This is a genomic window from Croceitalea marina (assembly GCF_042684265.1).
Taxonomy (GTDB): domain Bacteria; phylum Bacteroidota; class Bacteroidia; order Flavobacteriales; family Flavobacteriaceae; genus Croceitalea; species Croceitalea marina.
Genome location: NZ_JBHULB010000006.1, coordinates 110,607 through 132,015, shown reverse-complemented (window position 1 = coordinate 132,015; position 21,409 = coordinate 110,607). Strand labels below are relative to the sequence as shown.

Annotated in this window: 10 protein-coding genes; 2 read left to right on the top strand and 8 right to left on the bottom strand. The window is 37.7% G+C overall.

Annotated elements, in window-relative coordinates; translation table 11 throughout:
* Positions 1–144: 144 nt before the first annotated feature.
* Positions 145–12,678 (bottom strand): T9SS type B sorting domain-containing protein, encoded by a 12,534-nt coding sequence (locus ACFSQJ_RS02660; RefSeq protein ID WP_377765317.1) that lies wholly within the window; start codon positions 12,676–12,678, stop codon positions 145–147.
* Between the two features lie 232 nt (positions 12,679–12,910).
* Between ACFSQJ_RS02660 and ACFSQJ_RS02655 the strand changes: the two genes are divergently transcribed.
* Positions 12,911–13,987, top strand: coding sequence for a hypothetical protein (locus ACFSQJ_RS02655; protein ID WP_377765792.1), 1,077 nt, complete (start codon positions 12,911–12,913; stop codon positions 13,985–13,987).
* On the opposite strand, the gene ACFSQJ_RS02650 is transcribed toward ACFSQJ_RS02655, so the two are convergent.
* The 6 genes from ACFSQJ_RS02650 to ACFSQJ_RS02625 all read right to left on the bottom strand — a co-directional run bounded on the left by ACFSQJ_RS02650 (position 13,984) and on the right by ACFSQJ_RS02625 (position 19,737).
* Complete coding sequence (locus ACFSQJ_RS02650) at positions 13,984–15,042, bottom strand: nucleoid-associated protein (RefSeq protein ID WP_377765316.1); 1,059 nt, start codon at positions 15,040–15,042, stop codon at positions 13,984–13,986. The two genes, ACFSQJ_RS02655 and ACFSQJ_RS02650, sit on opposite strands and share 4 nt — an antisense overlap.
* A gap of 65 nt (positions 15,043–15,107) precedes the next feature.
* Positions 15,108–15,602, bottom strand: a complete 495-nt coding sequence (locus tag ACFSQJ_RS02645; RefSeq protein ID WP_377765314.1) for an IS1096 element passenger TnpR family protein — start codon at positions 15,600–15,602, stop codon at positions 15,108–15,110.
* A 20-nt stretch (positions 15,603–15,622) separates the two neighbouring features.
* Positions 15,623–16,663 (bottom strand): COX15/CtaA family protein, encoded by a 1,041-nt coding sequence (locus ACFSQJ_RS02640; protein ID WP_377765313.1) that lies wholly within the window; start codon positions 16,661–16,663, stop codon positions 15,623–15,625.
* Positions 16,660–18,081 (bottom strand): CCA tRNA nucleotidyltransferase, encoded by a 1,422-nt coding sequence (locus tag ACFSQJ_RS02635; RefSeq protein WP_377765312.1) that lies wholly within the window; start codon positions 18,079–18,081, stop codon positions 16,660–16,662. Before ACFSQJ_RS02635 ends, ACFSQJ_RS02640 begins: the two co-directional genes overlap by 4 nt.
* 13 nt (positions 18,082–18,094) lie before the next feature.
* Complete coding sequence (locus ACFSQJ_RS02630; protein WP_377765310.1) at positions 18,095–18,670, bottom strand: L-threonylcarbamoyladenylate synthase; 576 nt, start codon at positions 18,668–18,670, stop codon at positions 18,095–18,097.
* A complete protein-coding gene (locus tag ACFSQJ_RS02625; protein WP_377765308.1) occupies positions 18,670–19,737 on the bottom strand; it encodes a hypothetical protein in 1,068 nt (355 codons plus the stop codon). The genes ACFSQJ_RS02630 and ACFSQJ_RS02625 overlap by 1 nt, the downstream gene beginning before the upstream one ends.
* Positions 19,738–19,792: 55 nt before the next feature.
* Here ACFSQJ_RS02625 and ACFSQJ_RS02620 point away from each other — a divergent pair, with 55 nt between their 5' ends.
* Positions 19,793–20,611 (top strand): glycosyltransferase family 2 protein, encoded by an 819-nt coding sequence (locus ACFSQJ_RS02620; RefSeq protein WP_377765306.1) that lies wholly within the window; start codon positions 19,793–19,795, stop codon positions 20,609–20,611.
* On the opposite strand, the gene ACFSQJ_RS02615 is transcribed toward ACFSQJ_RS02620, so the two are convergent.
* Positions 20,593–21,396 carry a glycosyltransferase family 2 protein gene (locus ACFSQJ_RS02615; protein ID WP_377765304.1) on the bottom strand — a complete coding sequence of 268 codons (804 nt, stop codon included), beginning with the start codon at positions 21,394–21,396 and terminating at the stop codon, positions 20,593–20,595. The two genes, ACFSQJ_RS02620 and ACFSQJ_RS02615, sit on opposite strands and share 19 nt — an antisense overlap.
* Positions 21,397–21,409: the final 13 nt, after the last annotated feature.

The window sequence follows — 21,409 nt, the reverse complement described above, 5'->3', positions numbered from 1 at the left end:
TTATGCCTTTAACAAGTGTTTGTTGCCAACTTAGATAATATTGTTGTGTTGTGCCTATAACTGTAGCTGATGAGAATTTTTCACAATAAAAAAGCCTCTTAAAAAACTATTTTTAGAGGCTTTTAATATGATTAAAGTTTTGTTTTATCGATATAATGTGAAGTGCCCAACAAATTCGCGTTGGTCATTTTCACCATGTAATTTTATCAAATACCAGTAATCTCCGGTCGGTAAATCATAATCATTATACAAACCATCCCAACCTTCTTCATTGTCAGGTAGTTCGTATACTTGTCTACCATATCTATCATAGACTTTAATAAAAATATTCGGGAACTGCTCAATATTTCTAGGAAGCCAAAGGTCGTTGGTTCCGTCACCATCAGGTGTAAAGAAAGTAGGTATTTCAATATCGATGAACTCCATGAAAATAGTGGTGATAGATTCACATCCATTTGCATCAACTACCCTTACCGTATACGTATCAGTGGCGGTGATGTAGAACTTATTATCCTCGCCATTGTCTACATCATTAAAATAATAAGTGTATCCTTCCCTTCCGCCTTCGACCAGTGCTGTAATTTCGTTTATATCTTGCTGTTCAGCTATAATTTGAAGTGGTAAGAACGCTTCTACTTCAAAAGTGACTGTATTTATACAACCGTTGGCATGGGCAATGGTGACATAGTGTTCACCGGGAGCCATTCCTTCAAAATTTGGTTCTAATACCATATTGTTTGGGTCATCGGTATCCAAACCGTAAAGTAGTGATGATGTCACCGATGGGTCTTCAAAAGTAAGTTCCAATCGGTTGGTAGGGGTGTCTCCCGAACATTCGTAAATCACTTCAGGAACAACATTTAAATTCGCCCCAGCTTCAATTTCTACGATTTCATTGGTAGTACAACCCATTGCATCTCTCACAAAAACTACATAGGTTCCATTTGGAAGACCTTCATAAGTTATTCTGCCTTCTTCAAAATCACCATCGCTATTACTATTTAAACTTGTGCTGTAAGGTGCCGTACCTCCTGCAATTGTAACTGTTATTGTTCCATCCTCATCTCCTGCGCAAATTTCTGGGGTAGAAGTATAAGTCATTTCTAAGGTATCCGGTTCGGTAATCGTAAATTCAATAAGCTCAAAACAACCATTACTGTCTTGCGCTATTACTTCGTAATCTCCTGGTCCTAACTCATTAAAACTATTCTCATCACTAAATTGATTTAGATTAGGAGATATAGCAAATTGATAATCTCCAGAGCCACCTTGTACATCGACCAAAATACTTCCGTCATCTGCTCCATTACATGTGATATCCGTTATTGTCGGATTTATAACAAGTGGTGATGGTTCATCAACACGAATTTCCATGGAAGTAGTCTCACAATCTTCACTTTGTACACTCACAAAATAGGTGCCTTGAGGTAAATCTGTGAAAGTACCTGAAGTTTGATATGGTCTTATTTCTGTGACCAACGCAGCATCGGCAAACAATCCATATTGATAGTTTCCTAATCCGCCATCAGCTATTGCCTCAATCAATGCTGTACTTTCACCATTACAATTAATTACCGCTGCAGTAGTATCCAAGGTCAATGTTAACGGTTCGATAGGATCTATTACAATCTCATTCGAAATTGTTGAAATACAATTGAACCCATCCCTTATATAGTATTGATATGCCCCTGCAGTAACATTTTGGAACAAGTGGGTATTTGGGCCATTTATTTCATTCATTGCATTGAAGTTGCTTCCATCAACACTCCATTCATATGGTGCTGTTCCACCCATTGCCGTGAGCTCTAAACTAGCATCATTACTACAACTTAAAGAAGCTGTGGTCAATAGCATACCATTTGTTTCAATAGGTTCAACGATTTGAACGATGGCGGATTCATAAGTGCAATTAATAGCGTCAATAACACTAATACTATAAAAACCACCATCTAAATTATCAAATGAACTTGAGGTTTGTGAGGTAGAACTCTGCATCAAATTACTACCGCTGCCATCATCATATTTGTTCAATATAAATCTATAGGTGGTGCTTATATTTCTTGGGTCCAAATTAATGGAAACCGTACCATCATTATCCCCTTGACAAACCAAGTCTGTTGCGGTAATGGTACCAGAAATAGGGTCTGGCAGCAATAGTTCAAAAGCATTGGTGAAATTAGTAGTACACCCTAAAGCGTCCGTTATTGAAACATTATATTGTGCTGCGGACAAATTTTCAAAAATATGTCCGTTGACACTTGTTATAGTAACAGGAGTGCCAGTTGTATTATTTGTCAATGTTATATTGTAAGGAGCTTGTCCACCAAGTGGATTAATAGTAGCGCTACCTTGATTATTTGTACAACCAACATCGATTAAATCAATTGTGCCCAAGGTAATTGCTGCACTTGGAGTTGTAATGGTTACCACTCTTTCTTGAGTACATTCAGGATTGGCAGCCTGTACAACGCGTATTAAGAAACTACCTCCGGAAACGGATATTGCAGCAGTTGTTCCTGAACCGGTAAAGGTTCCTTCGTCATCAGTTCTTGTGGTCGACGAACCATCGGTATTCAAAACCTCCCATTCGTAATCACCGGTGTAAGTGGTGTCCGAGAAAGTTAATTCTATACTGCCATCTTCACCAAAACAAACTACATCTGCTAATTTATTGACAGTTACATCAAAGGTGTTCGGATCTACTATGTTATGTGTAATGATTGTTTCGCAACCCGTGCTAAGGTTAGTTACGGCAAAGCTATAAGAACCGGGTTGTAAATCGGTAAATACATTAGAGGTCTGAACAGTTCCACTTGGCAACATTCTGAACTCGTAGTTACTTGGGTGAGAGGTGTGGTTGGTAACTGACCCTACAACAACTATACTGATATCTTCACCGCCATTTGAACAGGATATGGCATCATCAATTAGTATTGAAGCCGATTGTAACTCATCAAAAGGATTTATTGTTGCCGTGGTCGTGCCGGCACAACCATTGGTGTCATAAACATTAATGGTATAAACACCACCTGCAAAATCGGTCTCAACAAAGGTGGCATTAGGACCTGTTTGAACAATCACCGGAGCTTCTACGGCCACAGTATTTGGGTCGTCCTCTTCTATAAATTCATATCGCACGTAAGTTCCACTACCTCCTTGAACAAATGGAGCAATATCATTGATAGTAATAGATGCATTGTTCGAGTTATTACCAGATGAACAACCAAATTCAACAATTGTCGGAGCAGGTACGGTAATTGCCGTTGGCTCCGATAAGGTTATGGAAGCACTATCAACGCTACAATTATTGGTTGTAACATCACCAGTAACAGTGATGATGTAGCCAGCAGTGGTAGTTGTAGGGGCCAATCCGGTAAAAGTTGCCGAAGTGGCCGAAGTACTTGTTGGTGCGATATTGACCAACGCTCCATCCATTGATGTAATCTCAAAATCATAAGGAGCCGCAGCATTATTTGCTGTTGAAATAGTTATAGTGCCATCATTGTTACCAATACAGGTGATATCTGTGGTGACAATGGTAGGGTCTATAATCGGTTCAACTCTATTAGGTACATTTATCACAAATGTTCTATTACAAGCTGTTGAACTTGGGGTGTTAGTATCGTAAATAGTTATCGTATAATCACCTGGTAATGGGGCTTGATAGTCAAAGCTATTACTAGGTGTCGCAGTTTGCGCTACCGGTGTTGCACCGGCAGTATTTGTTATGCTGTATTGGTAATTTCCTGAACCATCTAACACTTCAATGTTGATAATAGCTTCAGGATTAGAGGTACAATCTAATAATTTCGTTAGAGAAGCACTTGCAGACAGTACAGGGTCAACAACAAATGCCGATTGAGAATTTGTACATCCATTACCATCAATCACATATATGTCGTAGGTACCTGGAGTAACGTTTGTAAATACACCTCCGTTATCTTCAAAAGCAGTCGGGGCTGGTTTTCCAGCAGCTACCATTGCATAACGCAAGTTACCTGTCGCCGAAGTACCTGAAGCTGTTACCGTAATAGGTGACTCACAATTATCTTGAGATACACTTAAAGTTGGATTCGGAGATAGGGTTAAGGCAACCGTATTTAATACTAGAGGGCAACTATACTGGTCGTATAGTGTAACGGTATAATTACCAGCTGGGGAGTTCATAGGAATTTGCACAGGATTATTAGTCGTGCCTGTTAAAGCGGTAAACCCTACAGGTCCGCTAACATCATAAGTGTAAGGAGCCCCTCCGCCTCCAGAGATTCCATTTATCGAAATTAAACCTGGTAGATTACATGAAATATTTCTAGTCACGACTGCGGTTCCGGCAAGTGGTGCCAGTTCTGGTACATAAGCATTTTCACTTGCGCCGCGACAAGAATCCACGTTAGATCCATCTACCTGAATAATATTGATATAATACTCACCTTCTGAAAGAGGAACAGTAGTCGTAATTGAATTGTTGTATGCCACATTTATGGCAGTCGCTCCACCACCACTTACTTCAATAGGTGTAGCATTGCCAAGTTCATAAATTTCCCATCTCATACTTGGATGAGAGGTAGTTGGGTTTAAGTTAAATGTTATTGCTCCGTTTGCGGCACTATCACAGGTAGGTCTAATATCTGTACTTATCTCTATAGGCAAACCAATACCAGGTATGTCATTTACATTTACATTACTCTGTCTAATACAGCCTGCACCATCCCTTACATAGAACACATAGGTTCTACCTGGAACTAGGAGTGGAACTTCAGGATATTGAGGTGTCGTAGGGTCAATATTTTGAAAGGTATGTGCTGTTCCGCTTGGTATGTTATTCACCCAAACATTAGGATCTGTAATAAAAGTATTAAAATTTGCCGGGTCGTCTGTGTAAGTATAATCATATCCACCAGTATCATCACCTTCACTACCCTCAACTGTAACGCGTAAATCATTACAACCAACAATTACGGCCGATAATGTAATATCTAAATCGTCTAGTGGGAAAGGAATGATGTAACGGTCAAAATCTCTTTGACAGATAGAGCCACTTGCCAAAGTAACTCGTATAGAAGGAAAAACTTCTGTTCCAGAGAAGGTAGGATTAGCTACAGTACCTCTTAACTCGTTGGAGCTCTGCCATGTTGTTCCACCATCATTACTGTATTCTACAGTACCCGTTGGAGTGATGACATTATCAAACTCAAAACCAAAATCGCTTTCTAAGGTACTCGTACAGTTAGCAGGTAGAATGGGCAATATGTCTGCAGTTATTTCTGTAGCGTTGTTAATGGTTGAGGTTGACGACGTTATATTACAGCCATTCACATCTGTTATAGTTACTTCATAGTCACCTACGCCAATACCATTGAATGTTAGGTTTGAAGCAGAAACATTTGTATCGCTTCTGCCATAGTCTATACCGTCTCCGGTAGATAAATCCGTTAAAGTATATGTGTAGGGGGCAGTTCCACCGCCTACAGTAGCCTCAATAGAGCCAAGCCCATCAAAACATTCGGGATCTGTTGGAACCGCGTTCACAGATAGAGATGTTACGGGTGTTAAGATGATATCTTCTTGTAAAAATGAACATATTGCAGGTGAACCATTGTTGTCTTGAACGTAAACATCATACCCATTAGGGTTTGCCGCGGCCATAGCTTCAGTAATGGTCAGGGTATTTGTAGTGCTAAATCCTGTAGGGCTTGTATTGGCTGGAACGATGGCATAAACTAAAGTTCCATTGCCACCGGTAGCGTTTATGGTAATTGAGCCATCACCACAAGCACTAAGTTCTACAACAGCAACGTCAACTACTAATTGAGGACTAAGAATTACGGTCTGTGTGTTCGATGTTACCGGACAACCTAATTGGTCCCTAACTTCAACATTATAACTGCCATTGGCAAGACCCGAAAAAGTATGTGTTGTTGCCGTGGATGGAGAAGGTGTAGTCCACGGACCACCATCTAACCTAAATTCATAATTACCATTACCCGAAGTAACATTTACTACAATAGAACCATCATTATTACCTGAATAACAAGCAGTAGGTACCGTGTTAAAAGCTACTGGTTGTGGACCATCGACCACAATTGAATTGTCAATAACATCAGTACAACCATTTGTATCCCTAACCCGTACAACATAAGATTCCCCAGTTGTATTTTCAGGTACATTAAGAAATATCGCAGTATTTTGAAATGGTCTTTCTATCGAAGTAATATTATAAGAGGCCTCCATTAGTCCGCCATCATTTATTTCTAGTTGATACGAATAGTTTGGTGTTCCACCAGAGGCGGAAGCGGTCAGGGTTGCACCATTAGTACAAGTTGCTTGAGAAGTCAATGATACCGAACTTACTACAGGAGTAGGTTCTGATAATGTCTGACTAAAAGAAACGGAGCAATTAGTACCTAGATTATCCGTAGTTCTAACATCAATATCATAATCTCCGGCAGACAGTCCTGTAATTGTTATGAGACTTGTACTTTGCGGAGCGGAAAAACCACCTCCATTGACTTGATATTCAAAAGAGGTATCGAAATTCTCTACTTCAAAAGTGATGCTTCCATCATTACCCGAGTTACAAGTGATATTAGAGAATGAGGTAATAGCCCCATCAAAAGCGCGTCCATCTTCTACAACAACAGTGATATCTGTAGTTTCAGCGCAAACTTCTGGTAATTGATATGCCTGTATATCATCTAAAATCAAATCATTTCCATCATTGCTATTCACATTTGTTCTGAAAACAATGTCGATATCCGTATTAGCACTAGGATCAAATGTTATGGTTCGTTGATGCCAATCGGTATCGCCGGTATTTTTAGGAATTTCATTGGTTACTTCACTATAAATTACAGTTCCGGTATTATCTAAAATTTCAACCAATACTTGTGGATTGTTACCAGCACCAGAAAGGTTCATTAAGTTATAGGCCCAAAAATCCAATGTGATTTCTCGGTTCGCTAAGACCTCAAGATTTCGTCTTGCCCATAACACATTGTTAAGTTGCGGATTACCAGTATCGGAAAAAGTACTCACATCTATCGCTAAGAACCTGCCGTCTGTCAAACCTGTATGATCTTGAGGGTTTGTCCAGAATGAAACGGGATTCGTTATAAAGTTTGTTACGGTGTACTCTCCATTCACTAATATTCCCGCTGGGCCCCTATTACAATTTGTAGTTGTGCCATTTTGTGGCTCATAACAATAATCAGTTCCTATCTCGCCAATTTGAGTAGTTGGTCCAGCACCAAAATTCTCATTAAAGAGTATAGTTTGTCCTGGGGCTATTGAAGTAGTATAATCAATATTTACCGTGTAAACGCCATTAGTAACATTTTCAAAAACGTTATTTGTGGTCGGCGTATTTGGTGTTCCACCTAAAGCATACGAGTAAGTAAAATCAGAAGTATTCGATGGGTTAATAGTAATTGTTCCTTCTCCATTGCATGAATAATCTACTGTATAAGGAAAACTAGGGTCATTCACATTGGTAGGAACAGTGAAGTCCATATCAAAAGTACAACCCAAATTGTCTCTTAAAACCAATTGATAGGTGCCCGGCAATAAGTTTTGTTCGCTAATCGCTCCAAAATTACTTCCTCCATCAAAACTATACGCATACGGTGCTTGGCCCCCGTTGGCATTCAATATTTTTACCAGTGCCCCTGCAGGATTACAGGAAGCATCTTCAATTACCGATGGAGATGCAGTCAATCTGAACGGTTGTACTATTTCATAATCAAAGTTTTCTACACAGTTGGTTCCACTACTTGAATCCATTACGGTAATGGTATAAAGTCCGGCTGGAAGATTCACAAACGTGTCCGCATTTTGATAGTTGGCACCACCATCTAAACTGTATTGATACGGTGATGTACCACCTGTAACGGATACGGTTAGCGAAGCGGTGGCTGAATCTGCACAAACAATGCCGGAATCAGAGGCTGAAATAGACAAGCTTCCTAAATCATCTACCCGAACAGCATTTGATATTGCATAGCACCCGTTACCATCTCTTACTATAAATCTATAATCACCATCTTCGTTTGGAAAGTATGTGCTAGGTGTTCCGCGATATCCAAAGAGAAAACTTGATGTTGTTTGATAATCCGAATCTGGAACCGATGCCTCGTCCGTATATAAATCAACACCATCTTTACTCCATATAGCTACTTCGTAGTTAGGGCTTGGTAGGCCACCAGCAGGTGAAAGATTTACAATACCGGCGTTACAGGTAATGTTTTCTGAAGTAACGGCGGTTAGTGTTAATTCTGGAATAGCATCTACAGTTATTTGTTGCGAATCGAAGCAACCATCTTGGGTTCTTGTTACGACCAAATAATCTTCTGGATTAACATTTGAAAACGTATATGAGTTATCGTTTAATGCGGGTTGATTGCTTACCAAAGAACCAAGACCACCATTACTTCCATCATCTAAGCGTAGTTCATAACTGTAGTTTGGTAAAGCATTTAAGGCCTGAACAGTAATGGTACCCAATTGGTTACAGTCCTCTGGGGTAGTACTTAGGCTTACACTGAAATTTCTTTCTTGAATTCCGATATCCTCAGTTTCAAAAATACAGCTTCCGGCAATCGGAGTGTTATCACTTGGATTTAATTGTACAACCTGAACTTTATATGTGCCGTTAGTATTTATATCGAAGTTAGGCCCATTATTTGCCGAGAAGGGAACAATAATATTGTCATTTGTCGCATCAAGTAATTGAAATCCGTAACCTGCACCAACATTGGTTATTCTGATACTACCTGGTGTGCTGCATAATATGTCTGCTGAGGTGTAGTCAATATCTAATACATTTTTGAAAACATCGAAGTAGAAACGACTAAAGCATCCATTTAAGTAGTTGATAACAACTCTATATTCACCATTTTCAGTTGCTGTAAAATTATCTCCTGTTTGAAGGTTATTCCAAGCACAAGTACCATTCTTATTTGCACAATCGTCACCAGTGTCAGAGCAACTGGTCTCATCGAGTTTTTCCCAAACGATACTTTGTGCATCGGTAATACCCAATTGTATGAGTGCTTCATCTGCTGAACCGCATAAAAATATTTTTGGTAATAAATCGCCGTCAATTGAGCAGGTTACGATTTCGCCTTGCAAATCGTTATCAGCATTTGTATCACTATTGACCTGATTGAAATAATTGATTATTGGGTTTGTTTGGGTCGTGCCAAATCGCTCTACGGTAATACGTTCGATCAAATCTGAACATCCACTAGCGCCAGATTTTTCTACAATATAATCTCCAATATTGGTGACAAGCAATGTACTTGGGTCCCCATCGGGGTCCCCGTCGTTTAAAACAGTATCAGAACCGTCTACAACACCATTTCCATTAGTGTCTAAAATCCAATTGTAGGTCGTAAATCCAGAACCTGCGGTTAAAATCGTGTTATCACCACACAACTGTACCGTTCTTGCTTGATTACAGCCAGCAAGATCGTTCGATATCGAGTTGCTTGCAACCTCAGGTGTTCGAGGGCATGCGGTTATGGAACTTGAGCCGCCCTCATCGGTAAATACCGAGGTATTGATTTCACCTTGATAAGTGGAATAAGCGTTATTTTGTAAGGTAGATGAACAAGCTGAAACAAAATCTGAGCAATTATTGGCAATGCTTACCGTGATGACAATTGTGTATTCTGGATCACCAATTTCCACTAGATTGTCAGGTACCGTAAAAGTTATATCTTGGTTTGTTGGGTCGTAAACATGGGTAGTTCCTGGGGCATTGGTCACGTCTATATTATCTAAGGTGACATTATTGGGTAAAACATCTCTTATAGTGAAATTTACGGCATTATCGTCGCCTGTGTTTTGAAAACGAAGTACATAATTAAAGGTTTGGCCCAAGCTTACATTTTGACCATTAATATCATTTCCGCCTAAATCTTCCGAGGTATTGCCCAATAGAATTTCAGGAGCAAAAACTTGATTGTATGATGCTGCATTTACTGTTCCATCACTAGAATCTACAACAGGAGTTCCAGTGCCAAATTCGCCTCCGTCACCTCCATCGGCATTATCATCTTTATAAAATTCATTGGCATCACTACAGCCATCACCATCGCTATCTAAATCTAAATGATTTGGGAAGCCGTCATTATCCGTATCACAACCTGCTGTTAGTAGCGTGCCAGACATATTTGTAGGGCCCACCACGGCTTGACCAACAGTAATGGAATTATTTCCGGAGGCATTCCATGAAAAAGTACCGGCAGGTGTTGTTAAGACCATTGGTTCAAGTATACCATTTGATGTTCTTGTTCCAAACAGTTCAAATTCACCAGCTTGATTTATGACAACTCTTAATAATGGACTCCCTTCTGAGCCAGTTAGTGTATAAATTTGTGGATTTCCATCTTGCCCATATCCAAACCCATCAAGGAATGTTGCAAAATTTCCGCCCGCTCCTGTTTGAAATTGAATTTCTCCCGCAATATCGGTACCATTAAGGTTTAAGTTGAAAGAATTATCTAAACTAAAAATATCTAGGATTAGGTAATTTTCAACGGTCACTAAACTACTGGCGTGACTACCTCCACCGGAAATATTGAACGATAAGGTTTCACATTCGTCTTCATCATAAATACCATCATTATCGTCATCTAAATCTACAATATCTTTTACTCCGTCATTATCAAAATCATTGTGAACTACAATTTTTGCGGACGGGCTATCTGCCGTCAAGTTTGTGTCGGTTTGGTCTTGGGTATGAGTAGCCGTGTTTGTTAAACTTAGTAGCGGTAAGGTATCTATTTCATCAGCCCTAACCTCAAGTTCTAACTCAGCAACTTCGCCACCATCCAAGGTTCCGATATCCCAGGTGTTTCCACTAAAACTTCCGGTTATTGTGAAGGCATTGACTAAAGTGAGCCCCGCTGGAATGTTATCCGTAACCTGTAGGTTGGTCAAAGGGCCTACACCCCAGTTTTGCACCCGAATGGTGAACGTAGCCGTTTCACCTTCCATAATTTCTGAATTATCCACCGTTTTTTCAATATGGATATCTGGGTCGCAATATAACCCAAGAATAGAGTTACTATCGTAAGTACAAGGGCCTTTAGTACCTCTTAAAAAGTACTCGCCCGCGCCATCGGGAGTATAGATTGGACTATTAGCACCTGGAATAATTTCACCATCTTTATACCATTGAAAAGCATCAAAATTACTGTTCGTTGCTTCAAAAATTTCAGATCCAACAAAACAACCGCTGCCACCTCGTATTTCTAGAGTTACCTCGGGAACGGTATCAAAACCAGAAAAATAGCCTGCTACACCTCTTGCACCATTAAATCCAAAAAAACCAACAGCCATAGGGCCTGTGGATGCAACACTGACATCTCCATTTAAATTTGGAATGTAAAAAGTCTTCCAATCGGCAGAACCGGCTACAGGATTGGAAGCCGGCAAAGTAACCGGGCCGTTACCATCATTAACTATAATGTTCGCATCTGGTGTATTTACTGCGGCAATAATGGTCATGCCGCCTGTTACTGTTGTTCCTGCCATATTTCTAATATCAGGAATGTTATCCATGACATCGGGCAAAAGACAGTTTACCGGGGCAACAAAATTTAAGCCTTGTGTATATGGCGTCGTGGCGCCAGCCATACATTGATAAGCGTAAACATCTTTCGAGGTCTGTACAAGCATATTGGCCCCTGCAACGTTTGCAGAGTAGAAGTTGCTTGGTATTTCAAAATAGTCACCATTGTTAATTGTGGCAATGGGGGTTGTCGAACCATTTACAAAAATCTGAGTATTATCCGATATGGCGATAATCAAGGGAAATTCAGTCCAACCATTCGAATTTCCATTACCTCGAACAAAAACGTATTCTTTACCTAAACGGTTTTCAGGTACCGGTTGGTCAATGCCAGCATCACGATTAGTTGCTCCTACTTGTCGACCAAAGTTTATGGAGCCGTTACTGATTACAATATCTTTATCGGAGACGATTGATGCTCCGATCCAACCATCTTCATGTGCCTGTGTTGGCGTGTCACCAATGTATGTTTCATATACAAAAGATTCATTGGCATCTAAGGTTATTTGGTGGGTGTTGGCGGTTATACCTGCTCTGTTGGTACCAACTCTAAATTCACAATCGGGATCATAGCCAAAAAGATTAACGGTCGTATTATCTTCTGTCGCCATGATACCCAGTGTATTTGATTTTGAAGGGTGAGAACCTCTATTCGGTACGCCACCCCATTTAAAGTTGGTACCCATGGCTATCCTACCTTTTGAGGTTAATGAAGCCGATTGGGCACTACTACTACCTCGATAGTTTACATAAAACTTATTGCCACTTGGCGACTCAAAACGCAGACCACTATTAGTTAAGACCACCCCGGTATTTGCATTGTTTACCAGAATGATATTATTATCTCCATTAGTCATTGAATAAACCGCAGGGCTCACGTTAGAAATATTGAAGGTCGCCACTGGGGTTGCATTGGTACCGCGGTAAACGTTTACTGCAAAAGTTGTAGGTTCAGGGGTAGAAAGATATACTGCCTGTTCTCTAATACCGGCATTATTCTGCCCTTGTTTTAAAGGTGGTAAATAATGTAAGTCACTAAGTTGAGCGGTAGCAGAAAAACTTATAAATAAGGCGAAGCCAAATAAGAATGCTTTCAAGTTCATTTAAATAATTTTGATTGGGGCTGGATTCAATGAACCCAGCCTCAAAAAAACATCGAAAGAACAACTACTACAATTTTATGTTGTAAAACCGCTTTAAGATGTTGATAAATATGGGTGTTATGTAAATAACCGATTATATTAGCATCTCAACGGTCTTATGATTTTTTAAAGAAAGTAAGAGAATACTTAAAAATCATTGCGTTAGGGTTTTAACAATGGTGAAAAGTGCAAACTGATGGAAGAAAAATTAATGTCCAAAAAAAAACCAGCTTATCCAGTTAAGAAAAAACTTGATACGTATTTAGGTCGTTACAATCGAAATATTGAAATTCCTATTTTTTATGATGACCTGCTTCGTTTTGCAGGTTCTGTTGCGGTATATGACAATGAAGATAATGATACACTCTGGGTAAGGGTATTTTACTCTGATTTTGACAGGGAAGAAATTGATTTAAGCCTTAAGAAAGTATATTCCATACTGCATTCTGACGGTAGTGAGCGCATATTGGAATATCTGAATATCGATGCCATTGATTACTGCACTTTTGGCAACTCAAAACCTTTTAGAATTAAGGTTAGAAATATTTTAAATGATAATTACACTCATTTTTATGTAAAGAAAACCGATGCTTCAAGAATATATGGTTTAGAATTGGAGCACATGCTTTCACCATACAATTTAAATTTTCTGGTCTATAAAGACACGTTAATTGAAGAGCATATTGCGGGTATTCCCGGTGATGTATTTATTAAAAATGTGCTCCCAAAATGCACGGCATCAGAAAAAGCGCAACTAGCCAAAGAATTTGTCAAGTTCAATGAACGCTGTATGATTCGTTTATTGGGCGATATGCGTTCATACAATTATGTAATTGTACCGGTTCATGACTTTGACCATGTTGTCTATAGAATCAGGGCAATTGATTTTGACCAACAATGTTTTGAAGGTAAATTAAGGGTTTACCTGCCCCAGTTTTTTAAAGAAAACTATAAAATGGTAGAATTGGTTTCAGAAAAACTTCAAGAATATTCTGTTGATCAATATAAAATAGAAGAACGTTCTATTGTTGCCAAAAGAATCATCAGTTCGGGAAAAAGAATAAAACAATTAGTGAGTGCAGCAAGAGCGGATAGAATTTCGCTGCCAGAGAATATTGAACGCTTAAAAAAGGAAATTCATGAATTCACCATGGATGTAGAGTTTAAAAAGTGCAAAACAATGGGTGAAGTTTTAGATACGGCCTTAGATTTTGTTAAAAGAAACTATGAAGACGTTAGTATGAAGCAGATAATCGATAAAAAGTTTTAGCTTTTCTGCTCTTTGTTGAAGTATACCAAGTAATAATACATTTGCCGTTCTTCGTCCCAACCTTTTTCAACAAATTTTTCTGCAGACTCAGGGTTGATAAAATCCATCTTAATCTGAATATTGGTATCAAGATTAATAACGTTTTTAATTTTTTTACGGGCATCAGAAACTGCCTTATTGGCGATATCAAAGTTTGATACATCTTCAATACTGTATTTAGGGCCCTTTTCAACTTTGTAATGTTTGAATTCTGGTATCAATTCGGGGTTTTCCATTACCTCGTTCAAAAAGCTACTTTCTTCAAAAGCATCGTTTTTGGCAAAGTGGTTAACGGCTCTATTCATGAATAGTACTTCTTGCTGCTTATCTTCGGCGGGCAAGACTACGTCTTTTGCAAAGTTTTGACAGAATTTTAAATAGTTTTTGGTGTAAAAATTCTCATCGGTAAGGGGTTCTAGACCCAAGAAATTTTCAAGCCAGTATTTGGCATCATACCTGTTGCTATCGACCGAAAGTACTTTATACCCCTCTTCTTTATCTTGATTAAAGACCAGGCATCCTTTATCTAATTTATTCGTGTTTATTCCCTGACGGATTAAAATATCCAAATTTTGATTTCTTTCTTCAAACTGAAGAAAGTCGTGCTTTAATTCACTTTTAAAAATACCAACTGCTTCAGTTTTTTTGTTATCAATGACCATATCGGAAAAGAAAACGATATATACCTCGCCGCTTTTGATATGGGGGTGGTTGGACTGTTCGTATAAATGTGTAGTTATTTTCTTTGATGTTGCATGTGCTTTTGAAGGGTCTTCAAAAATTTCAACAACGGCTTTGTACACCTCATTGAATTCTACATCTACTTCATTTGAAAACTTAAAATAGTTTTCTTCCTTTTCTCTAAAAGGCCTAAAAAAATACTCCTTAAGCAAGCCGGCCATTTCATCGTTCAATGTATGGGGTTCTGCGGATAAAAAAATAGCTTCGTTTTTATTTTTATTACCGACTCTGTGCAAAGAAACACTTTCAATTTGGGCAGGATAAAGGTTTAGCATTTATCTATGGTTAATTAAGAAATTAGGAATATTTTATTTCAATATGAGTTTGTAGGCAATCAAGACTAGTTCCAATTTTCATCAAAATCTAAATCGTCATAGCTCTCAAAATTATCATCAAAATCCATTGTGGGTTTCGACTCAAAGCTTTTTTCTGGGGGAGAATCAGGCAATTCACCAAAACTAAAAAGTACATTTGGATAAACTCTGCCATCTTCCTTTTCAACAATATCGGCCAGTTCCACAAAAAACGTCCACATACTCAAAAAATCGTAAACATAGATGAGTTTAGGTTCGTTTTCCGTTAGAACATCAGACAATAAGGTTTCATTCATTAAACGAACATCCGAACCAGACTCGCTCATATCAAAAAGTGCAATTTCTTCGTCTTGAACCCATTCTTCATCGCAAGTATAAAAAGAGGCCATTTCATTGCCCATAAAACCAAAAGCTTGAGTAATGGCATTATGAAAATCTTCTAGGGTATTGGAGTTTTCAAGTTCTAAATCCCTAAAAATATCCTCTTCAGTATCAAGTATCACCCTGATTTTATAAATCATCGATAAAAAAATTAATGGGGCTAAAGGTACAAAGTTTTGTGACTTTTAGAAGCTTTTAAGGCTTCTAAAACCAAATAGAATTGTGTGCCAAATAAAATACTGGCAAAAACCAAATGTAAAGGCTGGCTGCCGAATGGAAAGTCTACATAGTACATTAAAATGCCAGTAAACACTTCGAGAATGATTAAGCCAATTACCCAATTCATTTTTTCAAAGCCCAAACTATTTTTTTTGATCGTGTAAAATAAATAACAATTAAGAAGCACTACCAAAATTGAAAACGATCGATGAATATAGAATTGAGCTGTTGGCTTTAATAGCCACAAGTCTTTTGCATTTTCTCCGACCACATCTATTTGCTCATCTACGAATTGCCGCACTTGAGTTCCTAAGATTATTTGTATTAAAGTCAAGATAAGCGATAGTATAAATATTGTGGTCAGCGGTCTCTTATGTTTATGGAGTATATTCTGTTCGTTTACCTCAAATATGACATATAAAATAAAAGCTACGATCAGAAGCGCCATTACCATATGAACGGTTATTTTAACGGGCTCCAATACAGAATACACGACTGTCGCACCCAACCAGGCCTGAAACACCATTCCAAAAACTATCAGCCAAGAAAGTAAAGTGATTCTTTTCTTTTTCTTCCAGAATTTAAAGGAGTAGATAGCTAAAATTAAGGTGGCCAAACCGGCTAAGGCACCAAAAAGACGATTGATATACTCTATCCAAGTGTGCCAGACATTAAATGTAGCATAATCATGCTTTATATATGCTTCCCAATTGGTTTCAGAAAATATCGGCCCGGTGACAAAATTTGTCTTTGCCACCTTTAAAGATTCATTTACAATGATGACCTGTCCTTTTTCAAATTCGCGCTGAGGTTGCCATTCTAATGTTTTCACATTGGTGGGAGGAATGTAATATCCAAAACATTTAGGCCAATCTGGGCAGCCCATACCACTACCTGTCATTCGTACGACAGCTCCGGCAATGATAACCAAATAGACTAATATCAAAGCAGTTTTAGCGAGTTTTCTGAAGTTTCTGTTCATATAACAACTGCTGTTAGACCTAGTTCTTTTCCTTTTTCTAGCATAAAATCGTATGCGGCTTGATGTTCATTGGGTATATCGCCTTCTAAAATGGCTTCTTTTATGGCATCTTTTATTATTCCAATTTCTCTTGAAGGCTTTAGATTGAATACTTGCATAATTTCTTCTCCGGTGACAGGAGGCTGAAAGTTTCTAACTTTATCACGTTCCTCTACTTCAATAATTTTTTCTCGAACTATTTTGAAGTTGTTTTTATACTTTTTCTGCTTTTTTGGGTTTTTAGTAGTGATGTCGGCCTCACAGAGTGTCATTAAATCATCAACATAATCGCCTGCATCAAAAACCAATCTTCTAACGGCAGAATCGGTTACATGTTCTTCAGAGAGTATGACAGGGCGCGAACTCATTAGCACCATTTTTTGAACGAACTTCATTTTGTCGTTCAAAGGCATCCGCAGACGTTTGAATAATTTATAGACCATTTTTGAGCCGACAAACTCATGGGCGTGAAAAGTCCACCCAATTTTTTTGTGAAACTTCTTTGTAGGGGCTTTTCCGATATCATGTAGTAAAGCAGCCCATCTTAACCATAAATCATCCGTAGTTTCTGTAATATTGTCTACAACTTCCAGAGTGTGCCAAAAATTATCTTTATGGCGTTGTCCTTCAATTTCTTCAATACCTTGTAGCGCCGTTAATTCTGGTAAGATAAACTCTAATAATCCTGTTTTGTTAAGTAACGCAAAGCCTTTAGATGGTTTAGAAGTCAATAGTATTTTATGTAACTCTTCAACTATACGTTCTTTTGAGACTATCTTAATCCGCTTTTTGTTTTTGGTAATGGCCTCAAGTGATTCTCGTTCAATGGTGAAATCTAATTGCGTTGCAAAACGTATCGCGCGCATCATTCTAAGAGGATCATCAGAGTAGGTGATGTCTGGATGTAGCGGAGTGCGAATCAGTTGATTTTTAAGGTCTTCAATGCCATTGAAAGGGTCTAATAAGACTCCATAACTATTTTTATTGAGCCCCAATGCCATTGCGTTGATGGTAAAGTCTCTTCTATTTTGATCATCTTCTAAAGAGCCATCTTCAACAATTGGGTTGCGACTATCCCTTGTATAGCTTTCTTTTCTGGCTCCTACAAATTCCAATTCCAAACCTTGATGTTTTAGCATTGCGGTTCCGAAATTTTTGAAAACGGTCACTTCGGGTTTTCCATCTAATTTAGAAGCTACTTTTTGTGCAAGTGCTATTCCGCTTCCAACAGCTACAACATCGATATCTTTAGCATCACCTCTTTTTAGAAAATAGTCCCTTACAAAGCCACCGATGACATAGGCTTCCACATCGAGCTCATTGGCACTTTTACCAATAACTTCAATAATAGGATGTTGTAAGGCCTCTTTATGGCTCATTCTGCTGACTGAATTATTCTCGAATTACTTTCACAATACCATTATTACTTAGTTTAATAATGGATGAGGGAGAAGAATTTTCTTTTTCTTGGTGCAAATTTACCACATAGTCTACTCCTGTTAAAATTTCATTGGAAATAGCTTTAAAATTTTTGGGAGTTGGAAAACCGGAAACATTTGCCGAGGTAGAAACAATAGGTTTTGCAAACTTATTGATTACGTATCGACAAAATTTGTCGGAGGCCACGCGAATTGCAATAGTATTGTCCGATGCTACTAGGCTTTCTGCAAGATCTTTTGGTTTATCAAAAATTATGGTAGTGGGTTTGGTCGCTAAGTCCATTATATCATAAGCTACATCTGGTACGGATTCTACATACCTTTCTAGCATAGCCTGACTTGAAACTAGACAAATTAATGTATCATTGAGCGCTCTTTTTTTTAATGCATCTATTTTTTTAACCGCTTCATTATTGGTTGCATCACAGCCAATAGCCCAAACTGTATCGGTAGGGTAGAGTATAATTTCACCATTTTTTAAGGCTTTGAGGCAATTGTTTAACTCTAGTGAAAACCCAATTTCCTTCATTACTTCGATTTGAGGAATTTTATGTACCTATTCTGTTGATTTTTAAAGCTCCATTTTGAACCCTGATAGAAAACCTTTTTCGATTCATTTTCATTACTTAATCTATCAATTAGTCTAGATAGGGAATCTGCATCTTCATAGAAGAAAGAATGGTTTTTTAAATCTGGGATTACTTCTAGCGGTTTAGGGCAGATGAGTGGTGTTTTATATGCGAAAGCTAGATTATATGCTCCAGTAATTTTATACTTGGTATAACTCTCATTTTTGATTAAAACTGGGGCCAATATATAATCTGATTTTTTCAAATAGGAATGAAAGAGATTATTGGGAATAAATTCGTCAAAAAAATGAAATTTAGCATCAATATTATTTAACTCTAAATATTGTAAAAATGCAATTGTGTCTTCGTTTTGTCTATCTATTTTTCCAAGAATGTGAATTTTGATATTTGTATTTTTAGATATGCCCTTGGCTATTGTTATGTAATCCCTTCTATTAAAATCCAGTCCACCTGGTATGGTTATCCATAATTCATTTTGAGGTTTTATAAGGTCAGCAGTTTTATAGTTAGGAAAAAAAATGGGATAAAAACTTTCAAAAGACAAAGTTTTGTCATCAATTTCGGTCGATTTCAGTAGATAATCGTTAATTACAAAGTATTTTTTAATATACCTGTTGATCAACTTTTGAGAGAGACTTGAATTGACTTTCTTTAGATTATGAATTACGCCGACACATTTCACTTTGTTTTTTAGTAAGAATGTTAGACCGATTACTTCTTTTTTAGAGCTTGCAGTGTTGAAAATTAGGAACAGAAATTTATTTTGACGGATTATTTTATGCAATTTTAAAAAGCGTAGAACTCTCTTTAAGAAAAAGGTTTTTGATGTAGCCTCAATAGTAATTATTTCAGTGAAAAGAGCTTTATAGTCAGCTATCTGATTCACTAATTTAGGATGTATAAATAGATGGACGTCATAGCCTGCATCTTTAAGAAAAAGTGCCTGTGAGTGCAGACATTCTTCATGGTAGGTAGTAAGTTCTACAAGCCCAACTTTTTCTTTCATTGTAATTTTATCATAAAAGTCAAAGATACAGCTAGACTTTTATATTTTTGTCGAAATGGAAGCACCAAAAATATCTGTAATAATAAGTACCTATAATGCTGAAGAATGGCTTGAGAAAGTACTTTGGGGTTTTAATTGCCAAACATTCAAAAACTTTGAAGTTGTTATTGCCGATGACGGTTCAGGTCCAAAAACAAAAGAGCTATTAGAAGAAATAGAAAAAAAGGTCTTCTATAACATCGTTCATGTATGGCAAGAAGATGATGGTTTTCAAAAGTCACGTATTTTAAATAAGTCTGTAGCGGCATGTAACGCCGAATACATTATTATGACAGATGGCGATTGTATTCCTCGTGAAGACTTTGTGCATGTGCATTACATTAATAAACAAAAGGGGTATTTTATTTCTGGAGGCTATTACATGCTGCCCATGAATATTTCTAAGATGATTACTCTAGAGGATATCGAACAGCAAAAGTGCTTTCAAATTAATTGGTTGAAAGAAAAAGGTATTCCTAAAACCTTTAAAAACAATAAGCTTATAGCTAAAGGAATTTTATCAAAACTTTTAAATACGGTTACCCCCACAAATGCGAGTTGGAACGGACATAATTCTTCTGGTTGGAAAAAGGATATTTTGAACGTGAACGGTTTTGATGAAAGAATGCAATATGGCGGACAGGATAGGGAACTAGGTGAAAGGCTTTTTAATTTCGGACTTAAATCAAAACAGTTGAGATATAGTGCGGTTTGCGTTCACTTAGACCATAAAAGGGGCTACAAAACACCTGAATCTATTGCAAAGAACAGAAAAATTAGAAAAGAAACGAAAACAGAAAAACACGTTTGGACCCACTATGGCATAACCAAGTAATAAGCCAACTCATTCTTTTTTTCCAATCGTTTTAACTCACGGTAACGCTCTAAAGTACTTAAGGCGTTCAAATAACAAACAGTTATTCCCTTTTTACCATCTAGAAAACCTAAACGTAAGACGAATTGGTAAAGAAATTTCCAAAGGGGCTTAAATACTAGAAGAAAATAGTTAAATCTCTTTTCTTTATAGAATGCTTCCTTGGCTTTTAACCTTCCGTAATGAAGCATTTTAGATTTATAGTCCTCAAAATCTTTGTAACAGTAATGTGTTAGTTTTTCTTTTAAAATGCAAGAATTGCCATCCACTTCTAATGTTTCGTGAACGAGTTTGGCATCGGTGAACTTTACCTTACTTTTCTTAAAAAGACGATGATTTTTATCGGTTTGCCAACCACTGAAATTCAGTCTTTGGTTTTGAAACATAAATGTTCGGTAGAACCAATATGCCTCGCAAGCTTTGGGATCGTTTATGGTAGAAACAATCTCTGTTTCTAAATTAGGAGTTACCACTTCATCGGCATCAACAAAAAGTACCCAATCGTTTGCTGCTTGTTCTAGGGCATAAGACTTTTGCGCTGTAAAGTTTGCAAAAGGATTTTGAATGACCTTTACATTAGGCTGTTTTGAAAGAAACTCATAAGTTCCATCTGTGCTATAAGAGTCAACAACTATAATTTCATCTGCAAATGAAATTGATTCAATACATCTTTCAATGTAACCAATCTCATTATAGGTTATAATTAATGCCGATAGCTTCTGCTTTGGGGTGTGCATTTCAGCCATAATTTGGTATTCT

Excerpts from the sequence above, each read along its gene's own strand:
- ACFSQJ_RS02630 (WP_377765310.1), bottom strand. The coding sequence starts at position 18,670 with ATGAAGGAAATTGGGTTTTCACTAGAGTTAAACAATTGCCTCAAAGCC.
- ACFSQJ_RS02620 (WP_377765306.1), top strand. The coding sequence starts at position 19,793 with ATGGAAGCACCAAAAATATCTGTAATAATAAGTACCTATAATGCTGAA.
- ACFSQJ_RS02615 (WP_377765304.1), bottom strand. The coding sequence starts at position 21,396 with ATGGCTGAAATGCACACCCCAAAGCAGAAGCTATCGGCATTAATTATA.
- ACFSQJ_RS02625 (WP_377765308.1), bottom strand. The coding sequence starts at position 19,737 with ATGAAAGAAAAAGTTGGGCTTGTAGAACTTACTACCTACCATGAAGAA.
- ACFSQJ_RS02660 (WP_377765317.1), bottom strand. The coding sequence starts at position 12,678 with ATGAACTTGAAAGCATTCTTATTTGGCTTCGCCTTATTTATAAGTTTT.
- ACFSQJ_RS02640 (WP_377765313.1), bottom strand. The coding sequence starts at position 16,663 with ATGAACAGAAACTTCAGAAAACTCGCTAAAACTGCTTTGATATTAGTC.
- ACFSQJ_RS02650 (WP_377765316.1), bottom strand. The coding sequence starts at position 15,042 with ATGCTAAACCTTTATCCTGCCCAAATTGAAAGTGTTTCTTTGCACAGA.
- ACFSQJ_RS02645 (WP_377765314.1), bottom strand. The coding sequence starts at position 15,602 with ATGATTTATAAAATCAGGGTGATACTTGATACTGAAGAGGATATTTTT.
- ACFSQJ_RS02635 (WP_377765312.1), bottom strand. The coding sequence starts at position 18,081 with ATGAGCCATAAAGAGGCCTTACAACATCCTATTATTGAAGTTATTGGT.